Annotated in this window: 12 protein-coding genes; 9 read left to right on the forward strand and 3 right to left on the reverse strand. The window is 71.4% G+C overall.

Going from position 1 to position 15,384, the window contains the following annotated elements; translation table 11 throughout:
- Position 1 precedes the first annotated feature (1 nt).
- Both ACZ5KV_RS15880 and ACZ5KV_RS15885 read left to right on the forward strand, forming a co-directional pair.
- On the forward strand, positions 2-2,143 hold the full coding sequence (locus ACZ5KV_RS15880; protein ID WP_464240259.1) for a DNA translocase FtsK: 2,142 nt from the start codon (positions 2-4) through the stop codon (positions 2,141-2,143).
- Between the two features lie 115 nt (positions 2,144-2,258).
- On the forward strand, positions 2,259-2,948 hold the full coding sequence (locus ACZ5KV_RS15885) for an NAD(P)H-dependent oxidoreductase (RefSeq protein ID WP_464240260.1): 690 nt from the start codon (positions 2,259-2,261) through the stop codon (positions 2,946-2,948).
- Here the strand turns inward: ACZ5KV_RS15885 and ACZ5KV_RS15890 are convergent.
- Positions 2,945-3,439 (reverse strand): L-2-amino-thiazoline-4-carboxylic acid hydrolase, encoded by a 495-nt coding sequence (locus ACZ5KV_RS15890; protein WP_464240261.1) that lies wholly within the window; start codon positions 3,437-3,439, stop codon positions 2,945-2,947. The two genes, ACZ5KV_RS15885 and ACZ5KV_RS15890, sit on opposite strands and share 4 nt — an antisense overlap.
- Before the next feature lie 160 nt (positions 3,440-3,599).
- On the opposite strand from ACZ5KV_RS15890, the gene lolA reads away from it, so the two are divergent.
- The gene (gene lolA / locus ACZ5KV_RS15895) at positions 3,600-4,322 is read left to right on the forward strand and encodes an outer membrane lipoprotein periplasmic chaperone LolA (protein WP_464240262.1); all 723 of its coding nucleotides are present in this window, start codon (positions 3,600-3,602) and stop codon (positions 4,320-4,322) included.
- 102 nt (positions 4,323-4,424) lie between these two features.
- Here the strand turns inward: lolA and ACZ5KV_RS15900 are convergent, their stop codons facing one another.
- Together ACZ5KV_RS15900 and yedF are read right to left on the reverse strand one after the other, a co-directional pair.
- The gene (locus ACZ5KV_RS15900; protein WP_464240263.1) at positions 4,425-5,447 is read right to left on the reverse strand and encodes a pseudouridine synthase; all 1,023 of its coding nucleotides are present in this window, start codon (positions 5,445-5,447) and stop codon (positions 4,425-4,427) included.
- A gap of 120 nt (positions 5,448-5,567) precedes the next feature.
- A complete protein-coding gene (yedF, locus tag ACZ5KV_RS15905; RefSeq protein ID WP_464240264.1) occupies positions 5,568-6,194 on the reverse strand; it encodes a sulfurtransferase-like selenium metabolism protein YedF in 627 nt (208 codons plus the stop codon).
- 213 nt (positions 6,195-6,407) lie between these two features.
- Between yedF and ACZ5KV_RS15910 the strand changes: the two genes are divergently transcribed.
- The 6 genes from ACZ5KV_RS15910 to ACZ5KV_RS15935 all read left to right on the forward strand — a co-directional run bounded on the left by ACZ5KV_RS15910 (position 6,408) and on the right by ACZ5KV_RS15935 (position 14,977).
- A complete protein-coding gene (locus tag ACZ5KV_RS15910; RefSeq protein WP_464240265.1) occupies positions 6,408-8,213 on the forward strand; it encodes an ABC transporter ATP-binding protein in 1,806 nt (601 codons plus the stop codon).
- A complete protein-coding gene (locus ACZ5KV_RS15915) occupies positions 8,210-8,851 on the forward strand; it encodes a lysophospholipid acyltransferase family protein (RefSeq protein ID WP_464240266.1) in 642 nt (213 codons plus the stop codon). Before ACZ5KV_RS15910 ends, ACZ5KV_RS15915 begins: the two co-directional genes overlap by 4 nt.
- Positions 8,838-9,770 (forward strand): polysaccharide deacetylase family protein, encoded by a 933-nt coding sequence (locus ACZ5KV_RS15920; protein ID WP_464240267.1) that lies wholly within the window; start codon positions 8,838-8,840, stop codon positions 9,768-9,770. The genes ACZ5KV_RS15915 and ACZ5KV_RS15920 overlap by 14 nt, the downstream gene beginning before the upstream one ends.
- Positions 9,771-9,782: 12 nt before the next feature.
- A complete protein-coding gene (locus tag ACZ5KV_RS15925) occupies positions 9,783-10,685 on the forward strand; it encodes a lysophospholipid acyltransferase family protein (RefSeq protein ID WP_464240268.1) in 903 nt (300 codons plus the stop codon).
- Between the two features lie 35 nt (positions 10,686-10,720).
- Entirely contained in the window at positions 10,721-12,490 is a 1,770-nt protein-coding gene (ade, locus tag ACZ5KV_RS15930; RefSeq protein ID WP_464240269.1) for an adenine deaminase, read from the forward strand.
- 114 nt (positions 12,491-12,604) lie between these two features.
- Positions 12,605-14,977: a CHASE2 domain-containing protein gene (locus ACZ5KV_RS15935; protein ID WP_464240270.1), complete on the forward strand. Its 2,373-nt coding sequence runs from the start codon at positions 12,605-12,607 to the stop codon at positions 14,975-14,977.
- Positions 14,978-15,384 lie beyond the last annotated feature (407 nt).

A 15,384-nucleotide genomic window follows, 5' to 3' on the forward strand; every position in this document is an offset into this window, starting at 1 on the left:
TATGGCCCTGCTGTTCTGGGCCGTGGCGCTGCTGGCGTCCCTGGCGACGTACAGCCCCGCCGATCCGAGCTTCAACAACGCCGTGAGCCGGGGCTACCGGGTGGTCAACGCCGTGGGCCTGCTGGGGGCCTATTCGGCGGACCTGCTCGTGGTGCTCTTCGGCCTGGGGGCCTTCCTCGTGCCTGTGGCCTTCGCCATGCTGGCCGTGGGCAACTTCGTGCCCCGGCTGTTCGCCCCGTGGTGGCGCTGGGTGGGGCTGCTGCTGCTTTTGCTGTGCGTGACGGGGCTTTGCGCCGGGCAGTGGGCCGGGGCACCCCCGCACCTGGGCGCCGTATCCGGCGGGGGGCTGCTGGGCGAGGTGCTGCACACCCAGACCCTGTTCTACCTGCGGCCCGTGGGCGCCGGGCTGCTGGGCGCCTTTGCCCTGGTGGCGGCGCTGCAACTGCTGGTCGGCCTGACCTGGGGCGGCCTGTTCAAGCGCCTGCGCGGCGGCCTGCTCGACCTGGGGCACAAGCTCGCCGAGCGGCGCAGCCGCCGCCAGCGCCGGAGCGAAACCGGCGCGGGCCGCGCCCCGGCCCGCGAGGCCCTGGCGGCGGACCCCGACGAGGCCATGCCCGTGCTGCGCAAGCGCTCCCGGCCTGCGAAAGCCCTGCCCGCGCAGCCTCCGGCCCCGGCCCCGGCGGAGGCCGCCCGCGCGGCCGGGCCGCCGCCCATCGACTTCCTGCGCCAGCCGCCCGCCGACGGCCCGGCCATTCCCAAGGAAACCCTGGATACCCAGGCCCGCAGCCTGGAATCGTGCCTGAACGATTTCGGCATCCAGGGCGAGGTGCAGGACGTGGTGCCCGGCCCGGTGGTGACCATGTTCGAGTACAAGCCCGCCCCGGGGGTCAAGATCAGCCGCATCGCGGGCCTGTCCGACGACCTGGCCCTGGCCCTCAAGGCCTCGGCGGTGCGCATCGAGGCGCCCCTGGCCGGGCGCGACACCGTGGGCGTGGAAATCCCCAACGCCCGGCGCCAGACGGTCTACCTGCGCGAGATCATGCAGTCCGCCGCGTTCACGGGCTCGGAGTCCCTGCTGACCCTGGCCCTGGGCAAGGACATCCACGGCCGGCCCCACGTGGCCGACCTCGCGCGCATGCCGCACCTGCTCGTGGCGGGCGCCACGGGCCAGGGCAAGAGCGTCTGCCTCAACTCCATCCTGCTGTCTTTCCTTTACAAAGCCACCCCGGAGCAGGTGAAACTCCTGCTGGTGGACCCCAAGCGCATCGAGCTGTCGGTCTATGCGGACATTCCGCATCTGGTGCATCCCGTGGTCACGGACATGGCCCTGGCCAAGAATGCCCTGGACTGGGCCGTGTACGAGATGGAGAAGCGCTACGACGCCATGGCCCGCCTGGGCGTGCGCAATATCGAGGGCTTCAACCGCAAGCTTGCGGGCCTGTCCACCGAACAGGCCGCGGAATTCGCGGACCTCGTGCCCCTGCCGCTGCTGGTCATCGTCATCGACGAGCTGGCCGACCTGATGCTCACGGCGCGCAAGGAGGTGGAGACCTCCATCGTGCGCCTGGCGCAGCTTGCGCGCGCGGCGGGCATCCACATGATCATCGCCACCCAGCGCCCGTCGGTGGACGTGGTCACCGGGCTGATCAAGGCCAACTTCCCCAGCCGCATCGCCTTCACCGTGACCTCCCCGCAGGACTCGCGGACCATCCTGGACACCGTGGGCGCCAACCATCTGCTGGGCAAGGGCGACATGCTCTTCAAGCCCGGCGGCGGCAAGACCGTGCGCCTGCACGGCGCCCTGGTGGACGAGGAGGAGATCGGGCGGGTCATCGAGTTCTGGAAGGCCCGGGCCGAGCCGCAGTACGGGCTGGACTTCGGCGAATGGTCGCGCGAAAGCCAGGACGCCCAGGACGCGGGCATCGAAGGCGGCTCCGGAGGCGGGGAGGGCATCCCCGACGATCCGGTCTACCCCGAGGCCGTGGCCTTCGTCATGGAGCAGGGCAAGGCCTCCATCTCCCTCATCCAGCGCCGTTTCCGCATCGGCTTCAATCGCGCCGCGCGCTTCGTGGAGCAGATGGAGCAGGACGGCGTCATCGGCCCGGCGGACGGCGCCAAGCCCCGCACGGTGCTCAAGGGCTGACGCGCCCCGGGTTCCGGCGTTGCCCGGGGTCCTTTCTTTCATCCTTTCCCGGGCGTTGCCGGGCATGCCGCCCCATGCACACGCCCCGCTCACACCCCGACGCAAGGAGCGCTCCATGAACATGCTGGTCATTCTGGCCCACCCCGCGCCGGGCAGCCTGAACCACGCCATCGCCGCCGCCGCCGTTGCCGCCCTGGAAGCCGAGGGCCACGCCGTGACCTTTCACGACCTCTGCGCCGAAGGCTTCGACCCCCTGCTGCCGGACGGGGAGAGCGCGCGCGGGGCGGAGCTGCCGCCCGAAGTGAGCTCCCATTGCGCCGACCTGGTGGCCGCCGAGGGCATCGTCGTCGTGCATCCCAACTGGTGGGGCATGCCGCCCGCAGTGCTCAAGGGCTGGATAGACCGCGTGGTGCGCGTGGACGTGGCCTACCGCTTCGTGGCCGGGGACGGGGGCGAGGGCGTGCCCGAGGGGCTCTTGCGCGCGCGGCGGGCCGTGGTCTTCAACACCTCGAACACCCCGCAGGAGCGCGAGGCCGCCGTGTTCGGCGACCCGCTGGACACGCTGTGGAAGAACTGCGTCTTCGGCCTGTGCGGCGTGGAGGATGTGCACCGCCGGACCTTCGGGGTGGTCTGCCTGTCCGACGCGCAGCAGCGCGCGCGCTGGCTGGAGGAGGTGGACGGCACCCTGCGCAGGCTGTTTCCGCGCGTGGCGCCGGGGCAGGCGACGGCGGCCGACGCCGACGGGCGGACGGACGCGGACCTGGCCCGGGCCGTGGCCCGGGATGCCCAGGCTCCGGACCTTTAATCGCCCCAGCGGTAGAGGAAGTCGCAGCGCGGGGCGCCCTGGGCGATGGTTCGGGGCCGCTCCATGCGCAGGCGGGGCGAATAGCCCCGGGCGAAGGCCTCGTCGCGCGAGCAGGACAGGGCCCGGGCCAGCTCCGGCGCGAGGCCCATCTCCCGGATGTACAGGTCGGCGTAGGCGCAGCGGGTCACGCTCAGGCGCAGGGCCCGGCCTTCCAGGGCCACGTCTTCCACGTCCAACGCGCCTCCGGCGCGCCACAGGGCGACAACCCCCGCGAAATGCTCCAGGGTCGGGCCCCCGGGCGCGGCGGCGGCAAAGGCGGCCCCGGCGGCGTGGGCCGCGCGGGCCGTGGCCCGGGCAATGACCGCCACAGCCTCGGGCCCGGGCATGTCCTCGCACAGCACGGCGTGGACTTCGGCCAGGATTTCGGCCTCGATGCGCCGCTGCTGGAACTGGGTGATGGCCGGGGCGCAGGCGGGGGGCGTGGTGGTCATGAGCGGCTCCTGGGTGCGGGGGCGGGTGGCGACGCGGCGTTTGGGCCTGCGGGCCGGGCCCGGCGAGCCGGGCGCCGGGGCGCGCAAACCCCTTGCCTGGGGCAGGGCCTGCATATACCCTCCGGGCAGCAAGAGCAACCATGCACCCTCCGGAGGCCCTATGCCCCTGTTCCGTTTCATGACCCTGTTCCTTCTGGCGGCCATCCTGGCCGCACCCCTGCCTCCGCACGGCCCCGGCGCCGCCCACGCCGCCCCGGCCGCCCTGGCGGAGGACACGGCGGCCCTCACGGCGGCCATGCAGCGGCGCTACGAAACCCTGGACAGCTTCGAGGCCGCCTTCACCCAGACCCTGGTCAACGCCGCCAGCGGCGAACGCGGCACGCGCACGGGCACCGTGCGCTTCAAGCGGCCTTCGCTCATCCGCTGGCAGACCATGACCCCCGAGCCGGAACTGCTGGTGGTCGGGCAGAATGAAGTCTGGGCGTGGTACGAGCTGGAGCAGACCGCCTACCGCTACACCGTGGAGCAGGTGCTCGACTCGCGGACCATGCTGCGCTTCATCGCGGGCAAGGCCCGGCTGGACGAGGATTTCTGGGTCGAGGACCAGGGCGAGGACGCGGGCCTGCGCCGCCTGCACCTCATCCCGCGCAAGGCCGAGCCGTCCCTGGTCGAGGCCACGGTGTGGGTGGACCCGCAACGCATGGTCATGACGCGCATGGAACTGGTGGACTTCTTCGGCAACATCAACGCCGTGACCCTGGAAAATCTGGCCTTCGACGTGGAGCTTCCGGCGGACGTGTTCGCCTTCAGCCCGCCCAAGGGCGCCGACGTGTTCGACAACCGCGACAAGGGCGCCCAGGGCGTGGAAAACCTGGGCCAGTAGCCGCTGGCCGGGCGAAGAGGGGCTTCGATGCAGCCGTTCCGGGCGTCGAGGCCCGCGCGGTGCGGCGGAGTGGGGTGGCAGGTGCTTGAACGCCCCGGGGGGTCAGCCCCGGCGCCTGGCCCCGCCCGGGGCGGTGCCCTTGGCCCCGCGGCCCGGCGTGGCGGCGGGTTCGGAGCCGGAGCCTGAAGCTTTTCCGGGCTTGGGGCCGACCTGCGGGCCGGAGCCGGAGCGCGGCGTGCCGCCCGGCTTGAGGCTCGGTTTGCCGCCTGATTTGGCGCCCGGTCCGGCTCCGGGCCCTTGGCTGCGCATGGCGCCGGGCCGGGAACCGGGGGCGGGCGCTTGCGAGGATGTTTTTCCCCCCTCCCCGGGCTCCAGGCCCACGGCGCGCAGCAAGGCGGCGGCCTCGCCGGGCGTCAGCGCCCGGGCCCGGCCCTCGGGCAGGTCGCCCAGCGCCAGCGGCCCCTGGGCCACGCGCGTCAGGCGCAGCACCGTGAGCCCCGCCTGCTGGCACATGCGCCGGATCTGGCGGTTCACGCCCTGGGTCAGGGTCATTTCCAGCAGCGTGCCCCGGGCGGCGCCGGGCCGGGGCGCGGCGGGCAGCACCCGTGTGGGCGCCGGGGCCAGGGCCTGGCCGTCGTCGTCCAGGATCATGCCCCGGGAGAACAGGGCCAGCGTCGCCGCAGGCACCGCCTCGCGCACCAGGACATGGTAGACCTTCGGCAGGTGCCAGCGCGGGTGGGTCAGGCGGTTGGCCAGCTCGCCGTGGTCCGTGAGCAGCAGCAGGCCCTGGGAGAAATAGTCCAGCCGCCCGACGGGGTAGAGCCGCGCCGCGCCGAAATCCTGGCCCAGCAGGTCGAGCACCGTCCTGCGGCCCTGGGGGTCGCTGGCGGTGGTGACCACCTCGGGCGGCTTGTTGAGCATGACCAGCGTGTGGGCCCGCGCGCCGGGCACGGGCACGGCCACCGCCCGCCCGTGAACGGCCACCGCGTCCCGCACGGGGTCGATGCGCAGCCCGGGGCTGGCCACGGGTTGGCCGTTGACGGTGACGGCCCCGGCGGCCACCAGTTCGTCCGCCGCCCGGCGCGAGCAGACCCCGGCATCGGCCAGGGCCTTGTTGATGCGCACCAGGGCGCCGGGGCCGGAACCGGCGCCCGGGCCGGACGTGACAGAAGGGCCGGACGTGACAGAAGGGGCGGGGGCCTGCGGCTCCCGCCCGGGGCGTGTGCGTGGCGTCATGCCGCGAAACTAGACGCGAACGACCTTGCTGGCAAGCTGCAGGCTGGTCACCACGTCGAGCATGTTGGTGGTGTCGCCCAGAGCCTTGCGGTCCAGAAGGCCGAAGAAGTCCAGGCAGGTGCCGCAAACGAGGATGGACACTCCGGCGTCGGCCAGGGCCTTGAGCTTGTCGAAGGCCGGGTGCCCGGGCACGGTCATTTTCACCGCGCTGTTGACCAGCACGAGGCGCCACAGCTCGTCGCCCAGTTCGGGCAGGGTGCCCAGGAAGGCGACCATGAGCTTGGCGCCCAGGGTGTCGTCGCCGCTGCCCACGAACTCCGAGGGCAGGAACACGCAGACTTTCCGCTCCTGGGGCGCGGCGGCCCGGGGCGCGGGCGCTGCGGCGGGGGCGGCCTGGGCCGGGGCGCCTTCGCGCCGGGCGGTCAGGCGCCAGGTGCCGCCCCGGGCCTGGGCCGCGACGGCGTAGCCCCGGGTGCCCAGGTAGCGGGTGACGTTTTCCCGGGCGGCCTCGTTGTCCACGACGACCTCCAGCACGGCGGGGGAATCGTTGTCAACGCACTGTTTGCATTGTAAGACGGGCTGCGGGCAGGCCAGCCCCGCGCAGTCGAGAACGGGGCCGGACGGGGAATTGCTCATGGGGCGCTCCTTTGTGCTGACGATGTCCCAGTGAAGCCTCTGGAGCCGCCCGGGGTCAAATCGCAAAATTCGATGGTTCGGCGCGCGATCCATCGGCTCCCGGGCGGCCCCCGCGCCCGGCCCGGGCCGGGCTGGATTTCCGGAGCCGCTTGGCGTATCCAGTGCGCGTCACGGGGCGCACCGGCGCCCCCGAGCCGCAAAGCAAGGAATTTCATGGGATCGACCAAAAAGGACCATTTGCACAGCCTGCCGCTGCTCAAGCGCTGCGTGGGCTATTTCGCGCCCTACAAGGGCCCCATCACCCTGGCCGTCATCTCCATGGGCATCGTGGCCGTCAGTTCCTCGGCCTCGGCCTATCTCTTCCAGCCCGCGTGGGACTCCATCTTCGCCGAGCACGACCGGACCAAGCTGGTGTTCTATCCGCTGCTCATGGTCCTGGTCTTCGCCGTCAAGGGCGTGTTCCGCTACGCGCAGAACTACCTGATGCGCATGTGCGGCCTGCGCGTGCTTGAGCGGCTGCGCAACGAGCTGCACGAGAAGATCCTGCGCCTGCCCATGAACTTCTTCGACGACACCCAGGTGGGCATGCTCCAGTCGCGGATCATCATGGACGTGAACATGATTCGCAACAGCCTGCCCGCCGTGGTCATGCTCGTGCGCAGTTGCCTGGAGGTGGTCGGCCTGCTCGGCGTGGCCTTCTACATGAACCCCCGCCTGGCGACCCTGGCGGTGTTCGTGCTGCCCCTGGCCGTGTATCCCATCATTTATTTCGGGAAAAAACTCAGGAAGATAGGCCGCAGGAACCAGAGCAAGATCTCCGACATCTCGGTGATCCTCAACGAGGCCTTCTCGGGCATCCGCGTGGTCAAGGCCTTCGCCACCGAGCGCCACGAGAACGCGCGCTTCGCCGTGGAAAACCGCCGTCTGGTGGATATCGCCCGCAAGGAAGTGATCTTCAGCGAGATGTCCTCGCCGATCATGGACATGGTCGGCGCCCTGGGCATCGCCGTGGTCATGTGGTACTGCGGGCAGCAGGTCATGGACGGCGAGATCACCCAGGGCATGTTCATCTCCTTCGTGGCCGCCGCCGGGCTGATCTACGAGCCCATCAAGCGTTTCAACAGCTACAACATGGACGTGCAGCGCGCCCTGGCGGGCGCCGAACGCGTTTTCGAGATTCTCGACGCCCCCGAGATCGTGGAGGAAGAGGGCGGGCGGACGGAGTTCTCCGGGCCCTTCGAGGAACTGCGCCTGGAAGGCGTGACCTTCACCTATCCGGGCTGCGCCCGCCCGGCGCTGGACGGCGTGAGCCTTACCGTGCGCGCCGGGCAGCGTGTGGCCCTGGTCGGCCCCTCGGGCTCGGGCAAGACGACCCTGGTCAACCTGCTGCCGCGCTTCTACGTGCCCCAGGCCGGGCGGGTGGTGCTCAACGGTCGGCCAGTGGAGGACTACACCCTGGCCACCCTGCGCCGCAGCATCGGCATCGTCTCGCAGGACGCGTTTCTCTTCGACACCACCGTGCGCGACAACATCGCCTACGGCGCCGAGGGCGAGGCCGCCGACCCCGAGCGCATCGAATCCTGCGCGCGGGCGGCCTACGCCCACGAGTTCGTGACCCAGATGCCCGGGGGCTACGACACGGTGCTCGGCGAACGCGGGGTCAAGATTTCCGGCGGCCAGAAACAGCGCCTGACCATCGCCCGGGCCCTGTTCAAGAACCCGCCGCTGCTCATCCTCGACGAGGCCACCAGCGCCTTGGACACCGAATCCGAGCGCAAGGTCCAGGCGGCGTTGGAGAACCTGATGCAGAACCGCACGAGCATCGTCATCGCCCACCGCCTGTCCACGGTGGTCGGGGCCGACGTGATCGTGGTCATGGAGCGCGGCCGCGTGGTGGCCACGGGCTCCCATGCCGAGTTGCTGGCTTCCTGCCCGCTCTATGCCCGGCTGCACAGCATGCAGTTCCGCGAGGAGCCCGGCCAGGGCGCCCCGGCGGGCTGCGAACTGGAGACCGCGTGAGGCTGCCCCTGCCCGTGGGGCTGGTGACGCTGCTGCTGACGGTGCTCTATCGCCTGCTGCTCGGCACCCTGCGCATCCGCGTGGAGAACAGCGAGGCCCTGCGTGAGCCGTGGGCCGCGGGGCGGCCCACGGTGGTCGCCTGCTGGCACAACGAGTTGTTCTGCTTCCCGGCCCTGCGCGAAGACACGCACTGGGTGGCCATCGTTTCGGCCAGCAAGGACGGCGAGATACTGGCCCGCGTGCTGGAGCGCCTGGGCATCGGCACCGCGCGGGGGTCCAGCTCGCGCCGGGGGCTGGCGGCCCTGCGCCAGGCCGTGCGCGCCATGCGCGAGGGCGGCGGGCGCGTCAACGGCTTCGTTACCGTGGACGGCCCGCGCGGCCCGCGCCACGAGGTCAAGGACGGGGTGCTGCTGCTGGCGGCCAAGGCCGGGGCCGTGCTCGTGCCCGCGCGGGTGCGCTGCTCGCGGGCCTTCGTCTTCCGCAAGGCCTGGGACCGCTTCGAGCTGCCCCTGCCGTTTTCCACCTGCCGCGTGATTTTCGGCGAGCCGTATGCCGTGTCCGCCGACGGAGCCCTGCGCGGGCAGGCCCTGGCCGATGCCGCGCGCGACCTGGAGGCGCGCCTGCATGCCCTGGGCTGAGTGGCTGGGCCGCAGCAGCGTGCCGGTGCTCTGCTACCACAACATCGGCGGCAACGGCGTGCCCCTGGCGGCGTTTACGCAGCAGATGCGCTGGCTGGCGGCCAGCGGGGTGCGGGCGCTGACGCTGGCGGAGCTGCGCCGTGTGCTGGCCGGGGAGCCGCTGCCCGGCCCGGCGGTCTGCCTGACCTTCGACGACGGCTTCTGCGACCTGTACACCCGCGTGGCGCCACTGTTCGCACAGCTCGGCCTGCGCGGGACGGTTTTCGTCATCAACAACCGCCTGCGCGCGGACGACACCCCCTGCCACCAGGGCGAGGTCGTCGCCGACGCCGCCCACCGGGCCTTCACCCTGAGTGGCGACCGCTCGGCCTGGCTTTCGGGTGCGGAGTTGCGCGAACTGGCCGACCTCGAGTTGTTCGAGGTCGGCAGCCATTCCCTGACCCATGCCATGGGCCCGCTGGGCCCTGGAGAACTGGCGGAAATTCCTGACCATTGGGCCTACGCCCCGTGGCGCGAAGGGGGCCGCCCGGGCCCGGCGCCGCGCCTGGCTCCGGAGCTGGCCCGGCCCCTGTGGCGCGAAGCCGAGGGCCGGGCCGAAACCGAGGCCGAGATGCACGCCCGGGTGCGCGAGAACCTCGCGCGCTCGCGCCAGGGGCTGGAGGATTTGCTCGGGCGCCAGGTGACGGCCCTGGCCTGGCCCTGGGGCAAGGCCCACCCCGTGGCCCGGCGCGCCGCGCGCGACGCGGGGCTGGACCTGCTGCTGACCCTGCGCCGGGGCCCGGTGGCGGCGGGCACGGACCCGCTGGACGTGCCGCGCCTGGAGGTGCGCCGCGCCAAGGGGCCGGGCTGGTTCCGCAGCCGGATGATTCTGCATTCCCGGGCCGGGCTGGCCCGGGCCTACTGCGCCCTGCGGCTGTAGGCGAGGGGAGCGATGAAGGATATCGTCTACGCACTGCTGGCCGCCTGGGGCCAGGGTTGGGATTTCGACACCGTGGCCGCCCGGGGCGAACTGCTGGGCCGGGCCCTGTGGCGCGTGCTGCCAGGGCGGCGCGACATGGCCTGCGAGGCCATGGGCCGCCTGCTGGGGCTGGCCCCGGAGCAGGCCCGGGCTGCGGCGCGGGCAAGCTTCGGGCACAATGGCCGCTCGTTCCTGGAAATCCTGCTTTCCCATCGCGTGGACCCGCGCTTCCTGCGCGAGCGGCTGCGCATTGCCGACCCGGCGGGCTTCGAGGCCCTGCGGGCCCACGAGGGGCCGGTGGTGGCGACCACGGGGCACCTGGGGGCCTGGGAACTTCTGGCTCCGGTGTTCCACCTGCTGCTGCCCGAGCGCGAGAAGCAGATCGTGGTCCGCCGCCCCAAGGATCAGGCCCTGCACGAACTGACCACCCGCCTGCGCTCGCGGCCCAGCCTGGAAGTCCTGGACCACCGCAACGCCGCGCCCCGGGTGCTGCGCTGCCTGCACCGCAGCGGAACCACCGCCTTCCTGGTGGACCACAACACCGGCACCTCCGAGGCCGTGTTCCTGCCTTTCCTGGGCCGCATCGCCGCCGTGAACAGGGGCCCGGCGCTGCTGGCCCTGCGCGCCGGGGCGTTGATCCAGCCGTTGTTCCTGCTGCGTGAGGGCCGGGGCCGTTACGCCCTGCATACCTCCCCGGGGCTGGACACCCGGACCCTGGACGGCAGCCGCGAGGCGCGCATCCATCAGGCCGCCCTGTTCTACACCCAGGCCGTGGAGTGCATGGTCCGCCGACATCCGGAGCAGTGGTACTGGCTGCACAAACGCTGGAAAACCCAGCCCCCCGCGGGTTGGACCTACGCCCCGCCGCAAACCTGAAGCATCACTTCAACCTTTTGGTGGAGGTTCCGGCCATGGCCCAGACCGCCCAGACCGTCGAGGCACAGGAAACCGCGCGCACGGCCCGTCTGCTGGCCGTGGCCCAGGGCCGGGAGCCCGCCGACCTCGTGGTGCGCGGGGCACGGCTGGTCAACGTGCTTGCGGGGGAAATCCACCGGGCCGATCTGGTCGTGGCGGACGGCCTCGTGGCCGCCGTGGACGTGCAAGGGGAGCCGGGCCCGGCCCGGCGCGAGGCCCGGCGCGAAGTGGACGCCGCCGGGCGCTGGCTCTGCCCGGGGCTGGTGGAGGGGCACATCCACGTCGAATCCACGCTGCTGACGCCCGCGCGCCTTGCCCGAGCGGTGGCGGAGCGCGGCACGGCGGCGGTGGTCTGCGACCCGCACGAGATCGCCAACGTGCTCGGCGAGGCCGGGGTGCGCTGGATGCTGGACGCCACCCGGGGCCTGCCCGTGGCCTTCTTCGTCATGATTCCCTCGTGTGTCCCGGCCACGCACCTGGAAACCTCCGGCGCGACCCTGGATGCAGCCGCCGTGGCCCGGCTGCTGGCCGCCGCGCCCGGGCGCGTGCCGGGGCTCGGCGAAATGATGAATTTCCCCGGTGTGTTGGCTGGAGACGGGCAGGTCATGGCCAAGCTGGCCGCCGCCCGGGGCCGCAAGGTGGACGGCCACGCCCCGGGCCTGGAGGGCGCGGCGCTGTCGGCCTACGTGGCCGCCGGGCCGGACTCGGACCACGAGAGCACCACCGTCCGCGAGGCCCGCGCGAAGCTGCGCCGGGGCATGCACCTCATGCTCCGCGAAGGTTCTGCCGAGCGCAACCTGTTGGATTTGTTGCCTGTGGTCAACGAGTTCAACGCCCAGAACTGTTCCCTGGTCACCGACGACCGCCACCCGGACGAATTGGTGCGCCTGGGGCATCTGGATCACGCCGTGCGGCTGGCCATGGGCGCCGGAGTGCCGCCCGTGCGCGCGGTGCAGATGGCCTCCATCAACACCGCCCGGCATTTCGGCCTGACCGGGCGCGGGGCCCTGGCTCCGGGCTGGCGGGCCGACTTCGTGCTCCTGGACGACCTCCAATCGTTTGCAATTTCAGAATGCTGGCTGGGCGGCAGGCCCGTTGCGGAATTGGACTTCGCAAGCCCTGTGCCCCCGCCGGGCAACGGCATGCGCCTGGGGCGCCCCGTGGAGCCCGGGCTGTTCGCCATCCCCGCCGCCGGGCGCCGGGCGCGGGTCATCGGCGTGGTACCCGGGCAGATCGTGACCGAGGCGTTGGAAGAGGACGTGCCGCTGCGCGACGGGCTGGCCGTGGCCGACCCCGGGCGCGATCTGGCCAAGCTGGCCGTGGTCGAGCGGCATGCGGCCACGGGCAACGTGGGCCTGGGGCTGGTGCGCGGGCTGGGACTGGCCCGGGGCGCCGTGGCCTCCAGCGTGGCGCACGACTCGCACAACATCGTGGCCGCGGGCATGGACGACGCGGACCTGGCCCTGGCCGTGCGGGCCGTGGCCGACGCCGGGGGCGGGCTGGCCGCCGCGCTGGACGGGCGGGTGCTGGCGTTGCTGCCCCTGCCCGTGGCCGGGCTCATGGCCGACCGGCCCGCGCCGGAGGTTGCGGCCGCGCTGGACGCCCTGAACGGGGCCGCGCGCGGGCTGCTGCGCCCCGGCCACGGGGCGGACCCGTTCATGACCCTGTCCTTCCTCGCCTTGCCGGTGATTCCGGCCCTGAAGCTCACGGACCGGGGGCTGGTGGACGTGGCGCGCTTCGGGCACGTGCCGCTTTTCGTGGAGTAGGGCCGGGGGCCGCGCGGGCCGTTCCCCTCGGGCCGTGTTCCTGCTACAACCCAAAAACGCCGTCTTCCGTCCCGCGTGGTGCGGGAGGGCAGGGCGGCGCAGGGGAGGGGGCGCATGGCGACGGGAATCGGGCGGCGTCTGGCGCGTTTCAGGGACAGCCGGGCCTTCCTGCTGTGCTGCGGGCTGGCGGCCACGGTCCTGGTGGCCTGGCTGTACCGCCAGCAGCCGGGGCTGCTGCGCGACCTGGATTTCAAGATATACGACGCCCTGGTCCGGGCCACGGCCACGAGCACCACCACCGGGGTGCCCGTGGTGGTGGACCTGGACGAGGCCAGCCTGGCGCGCTTCGGGCAGTGGCCCTGGCCGCGCTACCGCGTGGCGCTGCTGCTGGCGCGCATCCACGAGGCCGGAGCCCGGGCCGTGGGCCTGGACATCGTTTTTTCCGAACCCGACCGGACCTCGCCCCGGGTGCTCCAGGAGGCCCTGCGCCGCGACCTGCGGGTGGACGTCGGCTTCGCGGGCCTGCCCGACGCGCTCATGGACAACGACCGCGTGTTCGGCGACGTGGTGGCCGGTGGCCCCTTCGTGCTGGGCTACAATTTCCATTTCGACCGCTCCCTGGACGAACTGCGCGGCGGGAGCGGCGATTGCGCCCTGCACCCCGTGGTTCTCGTGGAAAAGCGCGACAAGGACGCGCCCGCAGCCTCGGCCTTTCTCATCGACGCCCCGGCGGTGGTCTGCAACATCCCGGAGCTCTCGCAAAAAGCCCGCATGTCGGGTTTCTTCAACACCAGGCCCGACCCCGACGGTATCTACCGCAAGACCCCGTTGTTCGTGCGCTTTCAGGACCGGGTCTACCCGAACCTGGCCCTGGCCACGCTCATGGCCGCCCTGGGTCAGCGCCAGGTGCTGGTCAAGGTGGCTGGCGACGGCGTGGAGAGCGTGCGCGTGGGCACCACCGAAGTGCCCGTGGACGCCCAGGGCCAGATTTACGCCAAGTATCGCGGCCCGCGCGGAACCTTCCATTACGTTCCGGCCTGGCGGGTACTGGAAGGCAAGCTCGAGGCCGGGGAATTGGAAGGAAAGATCGTTTTCCTGGGCACTTCCGCCGCCGGGCTGGTGGACCTGCGGGCCACGCCCCTGGATCCCGTCCTGCCCGGGGTGGAGGTCCACGCCACGGTGGTGGACAACATCCTGGCCCGGGAGTTCATCCAGCGCCCGCCCTGGGCCTGGGGGCTGGAATTGCTGCTGCTGCTGGCCGCCGGGGTGCTGACCACCGGACTGCTGACCTGGGTCGGCGCGGCCTGGAGCCTGCCGCCCCTGGGCGCGGGCGCCGTGGGGCTGGGCTATGGCGCCTTTTGGAGCATGCAGGCCAAGGGTTTTTTTCTGTCGCCGCTGTATCCGCTGCTTGTGCTGGCCGTGAATTTCGCGCTGCTGACCCTGCTCAAATACTGGCGCGAGGAAGGCCAGAAGAAGTATTTGCACGCCACGTTCCAGAGCTATTTGTCCCCGGAACTCATCGAAGAGATGTTCCGCAGCAAGACCAACCCGACCCTGGGCGGCGAGGCGCGGGTCATTACGGCGTTTTTCTCCGACGTGCAGGGTTTCTCGACTTTTTCCGAAAAGCTGACGGCCTCGCAACTGGTCGAACTTCTGAATGAATATCTCACGGCCATGACGGACATCCTCCTGGCCGACAAGGGCACCCTGGACAAATACGAGGGCGACGCCGTGATCGCCTTTTTCGGCGCGCCCATGGACGTGCCCGACCACGGCTACCGCGCCTGTCGCGTGGCCGTGGAGATGCAAAACAAGCTCGCGGAATTGCGGAAAAAATGGAGCACCGAGCGCCAGGGGCCGGGCGAGGCCGAGCGTAACGTCAAGGGCTACCCGCCCGAGGTCTGGGCCCCGGGGGACAAATGGCCGCGCATCGTGCACCAGATGCGCATGCGCATCGGCCTGAACTCCGGGGAGATCGTGGTCGGCAACATGGGCAGCACCATGCGCATGAACTATACCATGATGGGCGACGCGGTGAACCTGGCCGCGCGGCTGGAATCCGGCGCCAAACAGTATGGGGTGTACACCCTGGTCAGCGAGGCGACGCTGGGCCAGCCCGCGCGCGACGAGCGCGGCGAGCCCTGCCGGGTGGGCGATCTGGTCGAGGCGCGTTTCATCGACACCATCGCCGTGGTCGGCAAGTCCGAGCCGGTGCGTGTGTTCGAGGTCGTGGCCCTGCGCGGCGGGCTGACCGAGGGGCAGCGCGAGCTGCTGCGCGTGTTCGGCGAGGCCATGGAGCACTATCTGGCCATGCGCTGGGACGCGGCCTGCGAGGGCTTCGCCCGGGCCGACGCCCTGGAACTGGTGCCCGAGGCCAAGGTCACGCCTTCGCGGGCGTTCATGGCCCGCTGCGAATTGTTCAAGGCGACGCCGCCCGTGGCCCCCGGCGAAGCCTGGGACGGCGTGTTCCGCCTGACCAGCAAGTAGGGCGCGGGAGGCCCGGAAAGCGCAGCCAGGGCGGGGGGCGCCCGCGGCGCCGGACCGCCGGAGCAGGGGGGCCGGACCCGGCGGCGCGGAAGAGGGAGGCCGGGGTGCCCAATGTGTTTTCACCTTGCTTCAAGCTCTACTTTAAGTTGTATATTTATTCCATCTAAATTAAGATGTTGCGTCCTTATTGCCCCTGTCTGAGTTCCGGGCGGCGAGGGTGGTTTTTCTTGCAAGGCGGCCCCGGCTTCGAGCCGGAGCCGCCTTGCCGCGTCTGGCCGGGCCGGGAGACGGGTGTCCCCGCCTGGAGCCATGGCCTTGGGGCCGTTGGAACAAGGGGGGCGTGGCGTTGGTGCCGACGCCTGTTCATTTCGCTGCTGCTGCCTGAAAATCATTTTGTATTTCAGGTC

The sequence above is a fragment of the Desulfocurvus thunnarius genome (assembly GCF_055390965.1).

What these genes read in the sequence shown, in the direction of transcription:
- ACZ5KV_RS15880 (WP_464240259.1), top strand. Translation starts at nt 2, where the DNA reads ATGGCCCTGCTGTTCTGGGCCGTGGCGCTGCTGGCGTCCCTGGCGACG.
- ACZ5KV_RS15885 (WP_464240260.1), top strand. Translation starts at nt 2,259, where the DNA reads ATGAACATGCTGGTCATTCTGGCCCACCCCGCGCCGGGCAGCCTGAAC.
- ACZ5KV_RS15910 (WP_464240265.1), top strand. Translation starts at nt 6,408, where the DNA reads ATGGGATCGACCAAAAAGGACCATTTGCACAGCCTGCCGCTGCTCAAG.
- yedF (WP_464240264.1), bottom strand. Translation starts at nt 6,194, where the DNA reads ATGAGCAATTCCCCGTCCGGCCCCGTTCTCGACTGCGCGGGGCTGGCC.
- ade (WP_464240269.1), top strand. Translation starts at nt 10,721, where the DNA reads ATGGCCCAGACCGCCCAGACCGTCGAGGCACAGGAAACCGCGCGCACG.
- ACZ5KV_RS15920 (WP_464240267.1), top strand. Translation starts at nt 8,838, where the DNA reads ATGCCCTGGGCTGAGTGGCTGGGCCGCAGCAGCGTGCCGGTGCTCTGC.
- ACZ5KV_RS15925 (WP_464240268.1), top strand. Translation starts at nt 9,783, where the DNA reads ATGAAGGATATCGTCTACGCACTGCTGGCCGCCTGGGGCCAGGGTTGG.
- lolA (WP_464240262.1), top strand. Translation starts at nt 3,600, where the DNA reads ATGCCCCTGTTCCGTTTCATGACCCTGTTCCTTCTGGCGGCCATCCTG.
- ACZ5KV_RS15890 (WP_464240261.1), bottom strand. Translation starts at nt 3,439, where the DNA reads ATGACCACCACGCCCCCCGCCTGCGCCCCGGCCATCACCCAGTTCCAG.
- ACZ5KV_RS15935 (WP_464240270.1), top strand. Translation starts at nt 12,605, where the DNA reads ATGGCGACGGGAATCGGGCGGCGTCTGGCGCGTTTCAGGGACAGCCGG.